The 12,453-nt window shown below is 72.4% G+C and carries 14 protein-coding genes; 8 read left to right on the top strand and 6 right to left on the bottom strand.

Annotation, left to right across the window (positions count from 1 at the left end):
- The first annotated feature begins 4 nt into the window (after positions 1–4).
- Complete coding sequence (locus ACZ7L6_RS08860; protein WP_471921321.1) at positions 5–481, top strand: (2Fe-2S)-binding protein; 477 nt, start codon at positions 5–7, stop codon at positions 479–481.
- A gap of 52 nt (positions 482–533) precedes the next feature.
- Here the strand turns inward: ACZ7L6_RS08860 and ACZ7L6_RS08865 are convergent, their stop codons facing one another.
- On the bottom strand, positions 534–1,496 hold the full coding sequence (locus ACZ7L6_RS08865; RefSeq protein ID WP_471921323.1) for an esterase/lipase family protein: 963 nt from the start codon (positions 1,494–1,496) through the stop codon (positions 534–536).
- A 238-nt stretch (positions 1,497–1,734) separates the two neighbouring features.
- Here ACZ7L6_RS08865 and ACZ7L6_RS08870 point away from each other — a divergent pair, with 238 nt between their 5' ends.
- The gene (locus ACZ7L6_RS08870; protein WP_471921325.1) at positions 1,735–2,946 is read left to right on the top strand and encodes a PucR-like N-terminal domain-containing protein; all 1,212 of its coding nucleotides are present in this window, start codon (positions 1,735–1,737) and stop codon (positions 2,944–2,946) included.
- Positions 2,947–2,958: 12 nt separating this feature from the next.
- On the opposite strand, the gene ACZ7L6_RS08875 is transcribed toward ACZ7L6_RS08870, so the two are convergent.
- Positions 2,959–3,933: a LysR family transcriptional regulator gene (locus tag ACZ7L6_RS08875; RefSeq protein WP_471921327.1), complete on the bottom strand. Its 975-nt coding sequence runs from the start codon at positions 3,931–3,933 to the stop codon at positions 2,959–2,961.
- Between the two features lie 131 nt (positions 3,934–4,064).
- Here ACZ7L6_RS08875 and ACZ7L6_RS08880 point away from each other — a divergent pair, with 131 nt between their 5' ends.
- Genes ACZ7L6_RS08880 through ACZ7L6_RS08895 form a run of 4 tightly spaced genes read left to right on the top strand, consistent with a single transcriptional unit; the run spans position 4,065 to position 7,422 of the window.
- Positions 4,065–4,760 carry a type 1 glutamine amidotransferase domain-containing protein gene (locus ACZ7L6_RS08880; RefSeq protein ID WP_471921329.1) on the top strand — a complete coding sequence of 232 codons (696 nt, stop codon included), beginning with the start codon at positions 4,065–4,067 and terminating at the stop codon, positions 4,758–4,760.
- Between the two features lie 3 nt (positions 4,761–4,763).
- Positions 4,764–5,330 (top strand): TetR/AcrR family transcriptional regulator, encoded by a 567-nt coding sequence (locus ACZ7L6_RS08885; RefSeq protein WP_471921332.1) that lies wholly within the window; start codon positions 4,764–4,766, stop codon positions 5,328–5,330.
- Between the two features lie 44 nt (positions 5,331–5,374).
- Complete coding sequence (locus ACZ7L6_RS08890; RefSeq protein ID WP_471921334.1) at positions 5,375–6,877, top strand: purine-cytosine permease family protein; 1,503 nt, start codon at positions 5,375–5,377, stop codon at positions 6,875–6,877.
- Complete coding sequence (locus ACZ7L6_RS08895; protein ID WP_471921336.1) at positions 6,874–7,422, top strand: cysteine hydrolase family protein; 549 nt, start codon at positions 6,874–6,876, stop codon at positions 7,420–7,422. The genes ACZ7L6_RS08890 and ACZ7L6_RS08895 overlap by 4 nt, the downstream gene beginning before the upstream one ends.
- A gap of 19 nt (positions 7,423–7,441) precedes the next feature.
- Here ACZ7L6_RS08895 and ACZ7L6_RS08900 read toward each other — a convergent pair whose 3' ends face one another.
- Complete coding sequence (locus tag ACZ7L6_RS08900; RefSeq protein WP_471921338.1) at positions 7,442–8,362, bottom strand: peptidoglycan-binding domain-containing protein; 921 nt, start codon at positions 8,360–8,362, stop codon at positions 7,442–7,444.
- 119 nt (positions 8,363–8,481) lie between these two features.
- The gene (locus tag ACZ7L6_RS08905; RefSeq protein ID WP_471921340.1) at positions 8,482–9,828 is read right to left on the bottom strand and encodes a phosphoribosyltransferase family protein; all 1,347 of its coding nucleotides are present in this window, start codon (positions 9,826–9,828) and stop codon (positions 8,482–8,484) included.
- A 173-nt stretch (positions 9,829–10,001) separates the two neighbouring features.
- Between ACZ7L6_RS08905 and ACZ7L6_RS08910 the strand changes: the two genes are divergently transcribed.
- Both ACZ7L6_RS08910 and pqqB read left to right on the top strand, forming a co-directional pair.
- Positions 10,002–10,403 (top strand): SseB family protein, encoded by a 402-nt coding sequence (locus ACZ7L6_RS08910; protein WP_398824737.1) that lies wholly within the window; start codon positions 10,002–10,004, stop codon positions 10,401–10,403.
- A gap of 199 nt (positions 10,404–10,602) precedes the next feature.
- Positions 10,603–11,454 carry a pyrroloquinoline quinone biosynthesis protein PqqB gene (pqqB, locus tag ACZ7L6_RS08915; RefSeq protein WP_471921342.1) on the top strand — a complete coding sequence of 284 codons (852 nt, stop codon included), beginning with the start codon at positions 10,603–10,605 and terminating at the stop codon, positions 11,452–11,454.
- 10 nt (positions 11,455–11,464) lie between these two features.
- Here the strand turns inward: pqqB and ACZ7L6_RS08920 are convergent, their stop codons facing one another.
- Together ACZ7L6_RS08920 and ACZ7L6_RS08925 are read right to left on the bottom strand one after the other, a co-directional pair.
- The gene (locus ACZ7L6_RS08920) at positions 11,465–11,854 is read right to left on the bottom strand and encodes a MarR family winged helix-turn-helix transcriptional regulator (protein WP_471921344.1); all 390 of its coding nucleotides are present in this window, start codon (positions 11,852–11,854) and stop codon (positions 11,465–11,467) included.
- Between the two features lie 127 nt (positions 11,855–11,981).
- Positions 11,982–12,332, bottom strand: coding sequence for a VOC family protein (locus tag ACZ7L6_RS08925; protein ID WP_471921346.1), 351 nt, complete (start codon positions 12,330–12,332; stop codon positions 11,982–11,984).
- Positions 12,333–12,453 lie beyond the last annotated feature (121 nt).

Raw genomic sequence — 12,453 nt, forward strand, 5'->3', positions numbered from 1 at the left:
CCCTGTGCCCGAACACACCTTCATCCTCAACGGCAAGTCCGTGACCGTGGACATCGAGGACGACGTACGGCTGCTGTGGGTGCTCCGGGACGTCCTGGGCGTCACCGGACCGAAGTACGGCTGCGGCCTCGGCGTGTGCCAGGCGTGCACGAGCCACATCAACGGCAAGGCGTTCAACCCCTGTTCGGTCCCTGTGAAGGACCTGCGCCCCACGGACGAGATCACCACCATCGAGGGCCTGCCCGCCACGGTCGGCAAGGAGCTCCATCCGATGCAGGAGGCCTGGCTGGAGTACGACGTCGCCCAGTGCGGCTACTGCCAGCCCGGCCAGATCATGACCGCCGTCGCCAAGGTCCGCCGGGCCCGCGAGGAGGGCCGCGACATCACCGAGGCCGACCTCGACGAGATCCGCAACGTCTGCCGCTGCGGGACGTACCACCGCATCCGCGAGGCGATCGTGGCGGGCGCGAAGAAGTACTGAACACGCCCCGTGGCCGCGCGGGGTGATCCGCGCGGCCAGGCGATCGTGTGCGTCAGCAGGTGGGCCGCTGGGGGTGAGCCGGGTCGAGGGCGTTGAGGACCAGGCGCGTGGCCAGGTCGTTGTAGCTGATGTCGACGTGGTCGGTGAGCTCGGCGGGGCACAGGTTCTGGAGCTTGATGTTGGTGACGTTCGGGGCGGCGTCGAGATAGGCCGAGGTGTACGGCGTGACGACCTCGTCGTACCGGGTGGTGATCACCGTGTAGGCGATGTCCGGGTCGGTCTCGGCGCCCGCGTTGAGGGCCTGGAGGAAGTCCGAGCCGACGAGCTGCTGGCTACACGCCTCGCAGTTCACGCCGAGGAGTTCGTCGCCGCCGGGGATCGTCAGGGCGAGGAGGCCGAGGCCCGAGAACGTCGTGCCGTGGTTGGACGGGGTGAGGGCGACCAGCTTGTCCACCTCGTCCGCGCCGCCGAGGTGCTTGATGTAGTAGCGCGGCATCAGGCCGCCCTGCGAGTGCCCGACCAGGTCGACCTTCGCGGCGCCGGTGGCCGCCCGCACCCGGTCGACGAAGTCCGCCAGCTGCCGGGCCGAGGCGACCATGTCGTCGGTGCCGAGCACGGGGCCGGAACTGCCGCCGTGGTTGAGGGCGAAGACGCAGTACCCGGCGTCCTTGAGCAGCGGAGCAAGCGCCGCCCAGTTGTCGTAGCGGTTCTCCATCGTTCCGTGCACGAGCACGACGGGATGCGGATGCGCGGCGCCGGGGCGACAGGTGAAGTCGTTGGCGCCGGAGGGCACGGCCGTCGGGTGGGCGAGGGAGTACGTGAGCGCGGACGCGAAGTCGTCCTGGGGCGGGCCGACCGGATCTGCCGCCGCCACCGGCGCGGCATCGCTCGTGTCCGGCGTCGCCTGGGACTGGGCCACGCCGACCATGCCGATACAGACGGCCGCGGTGAGCCCGGCCAGGGACGAGGTCAGAAGGCGTCGGCGCCGGGTGTGCCGGAGTCTGCGGGTGCGCATGAGGGGATCTCCTCTGCCTGGCTGTCGTGGGGTGCGGCAGCGGATCCGTGCGGCCTGGTCACAAGGGGTTCGGTCAGGAGGATGTGAAGCCCTGTCACAGGGGAGAGACACGGAAGCTACTGGCGCGTAACGTCGGATCCACACTCGCGTCGCCCGCGGGAGCCGACCAGAACAGCAGCAGGGGAGAGGGGAAAAGTGTCATGGGCGTGACACCTTTCGAGGAGGGGGAGTCACCGCGATGGCCTCACAGGCCGAGGCGTTCACGCGTCAGCCCTGGCACGAGCTGCCCCCGGTGCTCGCCGAGCTGATCCGCTCCCGGACCGAGAGCATCGTCAGCGACATGACCCACGCGATCCGCGACGAGGTCTCCGCCTACCGCCGCCCGTTCCACACCGCGGTCGGCCGCGACCTGACCGAGTCGATACGCCGGGCCGTGCGGCAGTTCGCGGAGCTGATCGAGCACCCCGACAGCGCACAGGACCACCACATCCGGCACTTCCGGCACCTGGGCCGTGTCGAGTTCCTCAACGGCCGCACGACGGACGGTCTGCAGGCCGCCTTCCGGGTCGGCGCGCGCGTGGGCAGCCGGCGGTACGCCGAGATCGTGCAGGAGGCCGACCTGCCGCCCGAGCTCGTCCTGACGCTGCACGAGGCGGTGCTGATCCACATCGACGTCCTGTCGAACGAGGCGGTCAAGGGCTTCCTCGCGGCCCAACTGCGCTCGGAGGGCGAGGTGAAGCGTGCCCGCCGCGCTCTGGTGGAGCGGCTGCTGGAGCAGCCGAGAGGGCGGGAGGCCGCACCACTGGGACCGCTCGCCGAACGGGCCCGCTGGGCGCTGCCGGATGCGGTCGCGTGTGTGGTCGTGCGGTCGGCGGGGCGTTTCGCCGTGCCCGGCGCGGACGGTGACCTGCTGTCCCTCAGCCGGGGGAGCGACCTCGTCCTGATCGTGCCCGAGCCGGGGACGAGCGGGCTGCTCGACCGGGTGCGGGACGCCGCCCGGGGCCGCGTCGCCGTCGTGGGCCCGGCCGTACCCGCGCACGAGGCGTGGCTGTCCCTGCAGTGCGCCCGCCTCGCCCTGGACCGGCGTGCGGAGCTGCCGACGGAGCCGGGCGACGGGGCTTTCCTGCAGGTCGACGACGAGCTGGCGGAGCTGCATCTGCTCCGGGGCGCCCCCATCGGGCAGTTGCTCGGCCGGCGTGTGCTGGGCGTCTTCGCGGACCTGCCCCGGGGAAGGGCCGCGCGGCTCGCCGAGACCCTGGACGCCCTGCTGATGTCCTGGGGACGTACGGCGCCCGAGGTGGCCCAGGCACTGGGCATCCATCCGCAGACGGCCCGCAAGCGACTGCGCCAGCTGGAGGCGCTGTTCGGCGACCGGCTCGGCGACCCGCGCTTCCGCTTCGAGGCCCTGCTGGCGCTGCGCACGCACGCCCTGCGTCCCAACGAGGGCTGATCTGCGGGGGAGTCACCAGCCGCGGGCGATCTCCATCAGGTGGTCACGGACCAGGGCGACATGAGGATTGCCGGAAGACCCCGGGCGCTGGGCCAGGAAACCGGTGTTGATGGGCGGATCGGCCGGGTCGTGCAGCAGGACCAGAGCGCCCGAGGTCAGCTCGGCGGTACACAGATAGCGGGGGAGCACGCTGAACCCCGTCCCGCCCGCCACCGCGGCCTTCACCGCGTTCAGGTCGGGCATCGTGACGGCCGGGTGGCACACCAGACGCTTGCCGAAGACATGCCGCCAGTAACGGCGCACGATCGGCACGTCCTCGGCGTAGGCCACCAGCGGCACGCCGTGCAGTGCGGCGGGGCCGTCGGCCGCGATCCGCGCCGGTCCGCCGATGCGCTCCGCCCAGGCCGGGGCGGTGACCAGGACGAACTCCTCGTCCATCAGCGGCACCGAGGCCAGGGCGCGACCGCGCGGCCGGTAGGTCGAGATCACCAGGTCGTAGCGGCCCGCGCGCAGCTCCTCCAGAAGCGGCTCGGTCAGGCCCGGAGTGACACGCAGCCGTACGCCCTTGTCGACCAGGGGCGCGAGAGCGGGCATGACACGGTGGGTGAGCAGCTCGACAGGACCGGCGAGATGCACCGGCTCCGCCGGGTGGACATCCGCCGAGCCGCCCGGTCCCGTGACCGTGGCGAGGGCGTCCAGCGGCTCGACGATCCGGGAGGCGAGCTCGTCCGCGTACGGGGCGGGCGCGACACCGCGCGCCAGACGCTGGAACAGCTCCCGGTCCAGCTGCCGCTCCAGCGTGCGGATCTGTGTGGTGACCGTCGGCTGCGACAGTCCCAGCAGACGGGCGGCGGCGGTGAAGGAGCCGGTGCGGTACACGGCGAGGAACGTGCGCAGCAGATTCAGATCCACCTGCGCCGCACCGCCGAGCCGCGCCGCCTCAGGCCGGTCTCCCTCCCCGTCTCCATTGGAATCCCTATGTCTCATATGCACGAGCCTATTGGATTCCAATGGCAGGGCGCACGTACGGTCGGGACATCGACGTACTGACGATCTGCACGCACAGCGTCAGGACGCCCGGGAACCCCAGGAAAACCCGTCTCTTGAAAGAGCACCCCATGTCGAAGATCCTTTTCGTGATGACCGGCGCCGACCACTGGACGCTGGCCGACGGCACCAAGCACCCCACCGGCTTCTGGGCAGAAGAGGCCGCCGCCCCTTACGAGGCGTTCAAGGCCGCCGGTCACGAGATCGTCGTGGCCACGCCGGGCGGTGTCGTGCCGCCCGTCGACCAGGGCAGCCTCGCCGCCGAGGCGAACGGCGGTCAGGAGAACGCCGACCGGATCGCCGCCGTACTCGCCGCGATGACGGAGCTGCGGGAGCCGGTCCGGCTGGAGGACGTGAACCTCGACGACTACGCGGCCGTGTTCTACCCCGGCGGACACGGCCCGATGGAGGACCTGGCGGTCGACGGCGACTCCGGCAGGCTGCTGACCCTCGCCCTGGAGTCCGGCAAGCCGCTGGGCGTCGTCTGCCACGCCCCGGCCGCACTGCTCGCCGCCACGAAGGCCGACGGCAGCAACTCCTTCGCCGGCTACCGGGTGGCCGCGTTCACCAACGCCGAGGAGACCCAGGCCGGCTTCGCCGACAAGGCCAAGTGGCTGCTCCAGGACCGGCTCACCGAGGCCGGCGTACAGGTCCAGGTGGGTGAGCCGTGGGTGCCCAACGTGGTCGTCGACCGCAACCTGGTCACCGGCCAGAACCCGTCCTCCTCCGCCCCGCTCGCCGCCGAGCTGCTGAAGAAGCTGGGCTGAACCATGGCCACCGACCGGCTCGACGAGGTCCTCGACGCCGCGTACGACTGCCTGACCCGGTATGGCGTGCGGCGCACCACGATGGACGACATCGCCCTGCGCATGGGCGTGTCCCGGTCGGCCGTCTACCAGTACGTCCGCAGCAAGGACGACGCCTTCCGGCAGCTCGCCGCCCGCCTGCACACCCAGGCGCTGCGGCGGGCCCGGGAGGCGGCCGATGCCGAGGACGTCCCGTACGCGACACGTATACGAGGCGTCCTCGCCGCCAAGCTCGACCTGGTCCGCCGGCTCACCGGGGACTCCCCGCACACCGCCGAACTCCTCGACGAAAAGGCCCGGTTGTTCGGCGACATCTGCGGCACCTTCACCGCCGAACTACGACACCTGCTGACGACCCTGTTCGCCCGGGCCGGAGCTCCCGCCACGCTCGAACCCGCCGATGCCGCCGATGTCTGCCTCGCCCTGGTCACCGGCCTCGAACCGGTGCCGGACGGCGAGCGACTGCTCGGGCCCGCCACGGACGCGCTGCTGACCGGCCTGCTGGGCGCCCCCGCCGCGTCCGGCCGCTAGGTCTGCGTCTTCCCCGGCGGGGTGAGCGGTGCGACCATGCCGGAATGATCACACCTCCGGACCCCCTCGACGGCAGATCCCCGGGCCGCAAGCTCCAGGTGGAGACCCACGGCCTCGACGTGATCGCCGGCACCGAACGCAAAGGCACGCCCCGCACCCTGTTCTGGCCCTGGTTCGGAGCCAACGTGTCCGTGCTGGGCCTGAGTTACGGCGCCTTCGTCCTCGGCTTCGGGATCTCCTTCTGGCAGGCGCTGGCCGCCGGAGTCGTCGGCATCGTCTTCTCGTTCCTGCTGTGCGGGTTCGTCGCCGTGGCCGGCAAACGCGGCTCGGCGCCGACCATGGTGCTCGGTCGCGCGGCGTACGGCGTGCGCGGCAACCGCCTGCCGTCGGTGATCTCCTGGATCCTCACCGTCGGCTGGGAGACCGTGCTCTGCGCCCTCGCCACCATGGCCACCGCGACCGTGTTCGGGCGGCTCGGCTGGGGCGGCGGCACCGAGACCAAGGCGGTCGCCCTCGTCCTGGTCGGGGCGCTGACGGTCGTCGTCGGTGTCATGGGCTTCGACCTGATCATGCGGCTGCAGACCGTGATCACCGTGGTCACGGGCGTGCTCACCGTCGTCTACGTCGCCCTCGTCGCCGACCACATCCACTGGTCCACCGTCAGCGCCGTACCGGCGGGCTCCGCCCAGGAGTTCATCGGCGCGCTCGTCTTCATGATGACCGGCTTCGGCCTCGGCTGGGTCAACGCGGCCGCCGACTACTCCCGCTATCTGCCGCGCACCGCCTCCAGCCGGGGCGTGATCGGCTGGACCGCCTTCGGCGCGTCTCTGGCGCCGCTGCTCCTGCTGGCCTTCGGCCTCCTGCTGGCCGGCTCCTCCCGCGAACTCAACGCGGCCGTCGCCGCCGACCCCATCGGCGCGCTCACCACGATCCTGCCCACCTGGTTCCTGGTGCCCTTCGCTGTGGTCGCCGTCCTCGGCCTGGTCGGCGGCGCCGTCCTCGACATCTACTCGTCCGGCCTGGCCCTGCTGTCGGCGGGCCTGCGCGTGCCGCGCCCCGTGGCCGCGCTGGTCGACGGTGTGCTGATGATCGCGGGCTCGGTCTACATCGTGTTCGTCGCCGACGACTTCCTCGGCCCGTTCATGGGCTTCCTCACCACGCTCGGCGTGCCCATCGCCGCCTGGTGCGGAATCATGCTCGCCGACCTGGCCCTGCGCCGCCGCGACTACGACGAACCCGACCTCTACCGCCCGGCCGGCCGCTACGGCGACGTACCGCTCACCCCGCTGCTCCTGACCCTCACCGCCACCGCCCTCGGCTGGGGCCTGGTCACCAACTCGACGGCGAACTGGCTGGACTGGCAGGGCTATCTGCTCGGCCCCCTCGGGCTCGGCGGCAGGTCCGGCGACTGGGCGTACGCCAACCTCGGCGTCCTCGCGGCCCTCGCAATCGGCTTCCTCGGCACGCCGGTGCTGCGGCGCGGACACGTCCGTGCACAGGAGGCACAGGCACCGACTCCGAAGGCGGACGAAGGGGCGACGGTATGACCACCGGGTTGCTCGCCGTCATCGACATGCAGCGCGTCTTCGCCGACCCCGGCAGCCCCTGGGCCACCCCTCGATTCGCCGCAGCGGCGGCGGGCGTACGGCGTCTGCTGCCGGCCTTCGGGGACCGGGTCACGTTCACCCGCTTCGTGGCACCCGGCACACCGGAAGGCGTCTGGCGGGCGTACTACGAGCGGTGGCCCTTCGCCCTGCAATCCCCGGACGCCGAACTCTGGCAACTGACCGACGAGTTCGCCTCCTGTGCCCGGCACGTGCTGGACGCCACCACCTTCGGCAAATGGACCCCGGAACTGGCCCGACGCGCCACGGTGGAGGGCCGCCTCGTCCTGGCCGGCGTCAGCACCGACTGCTGCGTCCTGTCGACGGCCCTGGCGGCCGCCGACGCGGGCGTCGAGGTGCTGGTCGCCGCCGACGCCTGCGCGGGAGCGGACGACGACTCGCACACCAAGGCGTTGCAAGTGCTGGGCCTGTACCGGCCGTTGATCCGGGTGGCGACGGTTGCCGAGCTGCTGGAGGAGGCGGCGTGAGGCGCCCCCGCACGGCCGGTCACGGCTGCGAGGTCTCGGATTCGAGTGACGTCCGGGTCGCCCTGCCGTAGACGCCGGACTCGTCCGCGAGGACGAAGCGGGCGAGCTGGTAGCCCCGCACGGCGTTCTCGACCTCGCGGTCGTAGTCGCCGTCGGCGTCGCCGCTGTAGAAGCCGATCTGCCGGAGGCGGAGCTGGAGTTCGGTGACCTCGGGTCCCTTGTCGCCGAAGCCGAGGACCGGGGGCTCGCCCTCCGGGACGCTCGGCCCGGCGCTGGGGGAGGCGCTGCCGGTGGCGCCGGGGCTGGACGGGGCCCCGGTCGGTGTCGCGGAGCGGGTCGGGCCGGCCGAACCGTCCGTCGGGGTCGTACTCGGCGACGACGTCGGGCTCGGGGATGCCGTAGCGGACGACGTGCTCCGGGGTTGCTCCCCAGGGGAGTTGCCGTCCCCGGCCGAACCGTCGGGCACGGGAGCCCGTACGTCGTCGGGCAGGGCACCCTCCCGCGAGGGGCTGTCGTACGAGAAGAGCCCGCCGACGAAAGCCCCTGTCAGCAGGATCGCCAGGGCGGCCCCCGCACCGGTGATCAGAAGGGCGCGGCGCCCGCGTCGCGAGCCCGCCCGAGCGCCCGTGTCCTGCGGAAGCCGTTCGTCCTCGTCGGGTCGAGGTACCTCGGTGAGGCCGGGCTCGGTGTCACGCGTCGCCGTCGAGGAGACGACCGGCGTGGGCGTGTCATCGGGTTCCCCGGTTCCCTCCGAGTCCCCACCGAGTTCCACGAACGGCCGTATACGCAGCGGATCGAAGTCCTCCGCGGCCGCCGCCTCCGCCGTGCGCGTCTCGCGACGGGCGTCGGACGCGAGACGGCCGCAGGAGCAGGCCGGTGTGCCGTCCGATGCCCGGGGCGTGCCGCACTCGGGGCAGGCAGGGCCGTTCGGTTCGCTCACGTGGGTCCCTCTCCGTAAAGATGTTCGGAATTAAAACAGAAGTCCTCCACGCAATCTCCATGCGCCGGTGAGTTGACGGAACGGGCCCCTCCGGACCGTCGAGAATCAGCCGCCTCGTGTCACGCGGACCGGCGGGGCGTCCCCGCGGTGGGCCGGTCGAGGTGGGTGGTGAACCAGTCGCGGGCCAGTTCGGCGACCGTGGTGAGGGTGCCGGGCTCCTCGAAGAGGTGGGTGGCGCCGGGGACGACCGCGATCCGGTGCTCGCAGTGCATCCGGTCGGCGGCGAGGCGGTTGAGGCTGAGCACCTGGGTGTCGCGGCTGCCGACGATCAGCAGGGTCGGCGCCCGCAGGCGGGTCAGCGCCGCCGGGGTGGCCAGGTCGGGGCGGCCGCCGCGGGAGACGACCGAGCGGACGTCGGAACCGGACAGCGCGGCGGCCTCCAGCGCGGCGGCGGCCCCGGTACTGGCCCCGAAGTAGGCCACGGGCAGGCCGGTTTCACCGCGCAGCCACACGGACGCGGCGTGCAGGCGCCGCGCCAGCAGCAGGATGTCGAAGACGTTGTGCCGGTCGTGTGCCTCGTCGTCGGTGAGGAGGTCGAGCAGCAGAGTGGCCAGGCCCGCGCGGTTGAGGGCGGTGGCGACGTACTGGTTGCGCGGGCTGTGCCGGCTGCTCCCGCTGCCGTGCGCGAACGCCACGGCCGCCGACGCCCCGTCCGGCACGACCAGGCGGGCGCCGACCCGTGCCCCGGCGGCCGGGATCAGTACCTCGCGGTCCGACGGCGATGCGGGTCCCGTTTGCTCGGCGGCGGGCGCGGCGGGGGAGCGGGGCATGGACCGGGCGGCCTCCGCGAGCAGTGACGTGACCTCGGCGTCCGGGACCTGGGCGAAGTCCCGGTACCAGGCGCCCACCGAGCCGAGGATCCGGTGCGTCTGCGGGCAGACGACGTCGTCGGCGACCTGCCGCAGCCGGGCCACGCTGTGGGTCGCCCCGACGGGCACGGCGAGCACGATCCGGGCCGCGCCCTGACCTCGTACGACCCGGCAGGCGGCCTCGGCCGTGGCGCCGGTCGCGAGCCCGTCGTCCACGACGACGGCCGTACGTCCGGCGACCGGCAGCGCGGCCCGGCCCTGCCGGTGACTGCGCACACGCCGTTCCAGCTCGCCCCGCTCGGCCGCCTCCACGGCCTCCCGCTCGCCGGGATCCAGCCCGGCCGCGTCGATCACGTCCCGGTTGAGGACACGGATCCCGTGCTCGCCGATCGCCCCGAATGCCCACTCCGGCTGGTCGGGTACGCCCAGCTTCCGCACCACCAGCACATCCAGCGGGGCACCGAGCCGCCGGGCCACTTCGGCCGCCACGGGCACCCCGCCCCGCGGCAGCCCCAGCACCACCACGTCCTGACCGCGCAGCTCCGCAAGCTTCTCGGCCAGCAGCCGCCCGGCCGCCCTGCGGTCGTCGTAACGCATACGCGCCTCCCGCGCCCACGAGGACGGGAGCCTTCCCTTCCTCTTCAGGCTACGACGGTTCGCCCGCGGCCTCGGCGGTTGGCGGCCGATCCCCTGGTCAGCCATAGGAATGCTCGCGTCCGGATCGGGTACGCGAGCAGGACCGCCTGACCGCCGCTACCAGGGGATCTGCCATGGAAACACCCGCGAACGACAACACCACCACACCGGCCCGGCGGGCGCTGGACGCGCTGGCCGACAACACCGAGGACAGGGCGGCGATGGACACGCTCGCGAGCAGCGAGGTCCTCGTCCCCGTGCCCGACGACGCCAGCGAGGAGGACGCCACCGACCCGGGCGCCGTGGCGCTGCCGGTCATCGAGCGGGCGGGCGGCGAGCCGGTCGTCCCGGTCTTCACCTCCGAGCCCGCGATGGCCGAGCTGCTGCCCTTCGTCTCCCGCTATCGGCTGGTACCGCTGGGTGCCCTCGCTTCGCAGTGGCCGGCCGACGACCTGGCGCTCACCATAGACGCCGGCTCGCCGCACCCCCTGACGCTGACCTCGGAGGGTGTGAGGACCCTGCTGGCGCGGCCGTAGCGCCGTACGACGAGGCCCAGGGGATGAGCGGCACCGCGTCCGCTCATCCCCTTCGTGCGCTTACAGCGCCTCCCGCGGGCGGGGATCTGCCCGGCCGGTGAAGGTCGGCCGGAACTGCTCCCTGTCGCAGGGTGGTTCGGCCGTATGGAGAGGGAAGATCCCACCGGGAGGGCCGACGCGAAGGGTTTGGGGGGTCGTCTTGAGGGTCGTCCTGCTCGGCACCGCCGCCTCAGGCGGGTTCCCGCGATGGAACTGCGCCTGCGCGCGGTGCGCCGCCGCCCGTGACGGCAAGGTGCCCGCCCGCACCCCGGAGTGCGCGGCCGTCACCGGCAACTCCCGGGACTGGTGGCTGCTGAACACCTCGCCCGAGATCCGTGCCCAGCTCACCGCGGCCTCCGCCCTGTGGCCGGGCCCCCAGGACACCCCGGTCCGGGGGCTGCTGCTCACGGACGCCGAGGCCGATCACGTGGCCGGCCTGGCCGTGCTGCGGGCAGGGACGGGGCTCAAGACGTATGCGGCCCCGCCGGTGCTCGCCGCCCTGGCCCCGGCGCGGGCGGCCCTCGACCGGCACGCCCCGTGGGCGTGGGCGGACAGCCTGACGGAGGGCGGCTTCGTGCTGTCCGGCGGCCTGGTCGTCACGGCGCACCCCGTCGCCGGTGAGGCGCCGGAGTACGTGCCGGGCCGGGCGAAGGACCGCCGCTGGGTGACGGCGTACCGGATCGAGGACCTGGCCACCGGAGGCGTCCTCGTGTACGCACCCCGCGTGAGCAGCTGGACCCCGACGCTGGACGACCTCGTGGCGGAGGCGGACTGCGTCGTCCTGGACGGCACGCACTTCGCGGCGGACGAGGCGGGGCAGGCCGGGCGCCATCTGCCCGTCTCGGGCCCGGGCGGCAGCCTCACCGCCCTGGCCCGCCATCCACGGGCCCGGCGGATCTACACCCACCTGGCCGACACGAACCCCCTGGTCGACCCCACCTCGACGGCTCACGCACAAGTGTCCGCGGCGGGCGTCGACATCCTCCCGGACGGTTCCGAGTTCGTGCTCTAGCCGCCCGGCGTCAGTCGCCCAGCATCCGCGCCAGCACGGCACGCTGCAGCGGCATCACCTCGGCGTGCAGATCACGGCCCCTGCGGGTCAGGGCGACGAACACGCCGCGCCGGTCCTCGGCGCACACGGAACGCTCCACCAGACCCTCCTTCTCCAGGCGGCCGATGAGCCGGGACAGCGCGCTCTGGCTGAGATGGACCCGGCCGACGAGGTTCTGAACCCGGCACTGGGCGCCCTCATCGGGCGACTCGGCAGCGAGGATGTCGAGGACCTCGAAGTCGCTCGCGCCCAGCCCGTGCGGGTGCAGCACGCGGTCGATCTCGTTCATCGTGCGCGCGTGCACCGACAGAATGTCCCGCCACCGTTGCTCGAGCCCTGCGTCGGCCGTCTTCACTGCCATACCGGCACGGTAGCACCGATCCGGCCACTTATTGACTGTGCAACTAGTGCATGCGCAAGGATGCAAGGGGTGTATGCGCAAGGGTGCGACCAGTGCATGCGCAGGGAACGCGGCCGACGGCCGGGGCTCAGGCGGCCGGATCCTGCAGGATCCCGACGAGGTTGCCGTCCGTGTCCTTCACGGAGGCGATCAGCCTGCCGCCGCCGACGTCCTTCACGTCCTGCAGCGTCTCGGCACCCGCGTCCACGAGGGCCGCGAGGGTCGACCTGATGTCGGCCACGTGCCAGTAGGGGACCGGGCCGGTCATGCCCTTGGCGTGCCCGTTGGGGTCCAGGCCGACGTCCTGCCCGGCGTCCTTGAAGCCGACGTAGTAGGGCTCGTCCGCATACGGCTCGGTCCCCAGCAGGGCGCTGAACAGGGCCTTCGCCCGGTCGAGGTCCTTCACGGGGTAGATGATCGTGTTGAGTCCGGCGGTCATGACGTCCTCCTGGTGACGTGTGCTCCGACGTGTTTCGCCGGTGGCTTCACGCTAGGGCGGGGGAGCGGCCCCGGACTTCTCGATTCCTGACCGATCCCATGCCGAGGGCGCACCGACGGCT

Source organism: Streptomyces sp. NPDC107522, assembly GCF_055657525.1.

What these genes read in the sequence shown, in the direction of transcription:
- ACZ7L6_RS08865 (WP_471921323.1), bottom strand. Translation starts at nt 1,496, where the DNA reads ATGCGCACCCGCAGACTCCGGCACACCCGGCGCCGACGCCTTCTGACC.
- ACZ7L6_RS08870 (WP_471921325.1), top strand. Translation starts at nt 1,735, where the DNA reads ATGGCCTCACAGGCCGAGGCGTTCACGCGTCAGCCCTGGCACGAGCTG.
- ACZ7L6_RS08875 (WP_471921327.1), bottom strand. Translation starts at nt 3,933, where the DNA reads ATGAGACATAGGGATTCCAATGGAGACGGGGAGGGAGACCGGCCTGAG.
- ACZ7L6_RS08880 (WP_471921329.1), top strand. Translation starts at nt 4,065, where the DNA reads ATGTCGAAGATCCTTTTCGTGATGACCGGCGCCGACCACTGGACGCTG.
- ACZ7L6_RS08885 (WP_471921332.1), top strand. Translation starts at nt 4,764, where the DNA reads ATGGCCACCGACCGGCTCGACGAGGTCCTCGACGCCGCGTACGACTGC.
- ACZ7L6_RS08890 (WP_471921334.1), top strand. Translation starts at nt 5,375, where the DNA reads ATGATCACACCTCCGGACCCCCTCGACGGCAGATCCCCGGGCCGCAAG.
- ACZ7L6_RS08895 (WP_471921336.1), top strand. Translation starts at nt 6,874, where the DNA reads ATGACCACCGGGTTGCTCGCCGTCATCGACATGCAGCGCGTCTTCGCC.
- ACZ7L6_RS08905 (WP_471921340.1), bottom strand. Translation starts at nt 9,828, where the DNA reads ATGCGTTACGACGACCGCAGGGCGGCCGGGCGGCTGCTGGCCGAGAAG.
- ACZ7L6_RS08910 (WP_398824737.1), top strand. Translation starts at nt 10,002, where the DNA reads ATGGAAACACCCGCGAACGACAACACCACCACACCGGCCCGGCGGGCG.
- ACZ7L6_RS08920 (WP_471921344.1), bottom strand. Translation starts at nt 11,854, where the DNA reads ATGGCAGTGAAGACGGCCGACGCAGGGCTCGAGCAACGGTGGCGGGAC.
- ACZ7L6_RS08925 (WP_471921346.1), bottom strand. Translation starts at nt 12,332, where the DNA reads ATGACCGCCGGACTCAACACGATCATCTACCCCGTGAAGGACCTCGAC.